The sequence below is a fragment of the Elizabethkingia argenteiflava genome, assembly GCF_009904105.1.
GTDB lineage: Bacteria > Bacteroidota > Bacteroidia > Flavobacteriales > Weeksellaceae > Elizabethkingia > Elizabethkingia argenteiflava.
The window spans coordinates 1-1154 of the sequence record NZ_JAAABJ010000380.1 but is presented as its reverse complement, the minus strand read 5'-3'; the positions used below and the strand labels follow the sequence as shown (position 1 = coordinate 1154).

At 33.0% G+C, this 1154-nt stretch carries 1 protein-coding gene; it reads right to left on the bottom strand.

Annotated features, from left to right (window positions below; genetic code table 11):
* On the bottom strand, positions 1-678 hold a 678-nt coding region (locus GNY06_RS04520; protein ID WP_166518996.1), incomplete at its 3' end, for a transposase.
* Between the last annotated feature and the right edge of the window lie 476 nt (positions 679-1154).

Below are 1154 nucleotides of genomic sequence, written 5' to 3'. Positions count from 1 at the left end.
CTTAATACCGAGAATAATTTTCTTGCCTTTATTTGATGTCATTATCAAGCCCACTTTATTGCCAAACTCATATTGTTTATGGGCTTTCCCTTTTGCAATACATCGGGTGCAAGGTTTGTGAAGACTGTATATTTTATCGGTATCGTTTCTTTTTTGAGTGACCGCTTTGGTATAAAGTGTTAGTACATCTTTGTAAAATTCCTGCTGTACCAAATTAAAATTGCGTTGCAATTCCCCTATCAGTCTCATGTCAATTCTTTTGATTTGTCTTTGTGACTTTCTTGCTGTTTTTGCCCGTTTGGGGTGTTTGCCGTTGTAGGTATCGCGAACCACTTGTTTACTCACTTCTGTGTAACGTTGTCTTTGTTTTATACCTTCTTTTTCAGCTATTTCATTACAATAATCAATTACTTTCTTACATAATTTTGCATCTGTGGAAAAAGTAGTATTGTTCTCTTGAACCGTGGTGTCGGATAAAACAAATTTAGAGGTTCTCATTTTTGAATCCTGCATATTTACACTGTAAGAAAATATTTCTTCAACCCCTTTTTCACCTATTCTTTTACGAAAATGAACAAAATTACTTGGATCGCAAGGAAAATCGTGTTCAAAGAAAACGCGGCCACAAAAATACTGCATGTAGGGATTCATAATCCAAGATAAAGCAAGGGGTTTCATCGCCTAGATTAACAGATGTTTTAAAAGCAAACAGCCCACCATAAAGCGAATGGGAAGGCTAGATATACCTAATTTAGAGTATAATGGAGGAAATTCCTGTTCGAAATAATTCCAATCTATTCTTTGTGGAAACAAGACCAATTCGTGGTTTTGATCTATAAAATCAACCAACATGGGGCGAAATAATTCCGGCTGTTTTTTTGGATTTTTTCCTAACGTATTTGCAAGCTTTTAAGGGCATGAGATACAAAAACCTGCAAATAAAAACAAAATTTCAAGTATATAAACTGCTGTAAATGTGAAATTAAATACTATTTAAGAAGCGACTAAATAAGATAAACCAGATGTAATAAAGATGAGAATTTCATTTATTCACAACACTTGAAAAAGTTTAAATCCTATAACCGGCTTAAACTTCTATTAAAAACAAAAAAAATGTCAAGTTGATGAATATGCTATAAGTTAATTGATTTTAT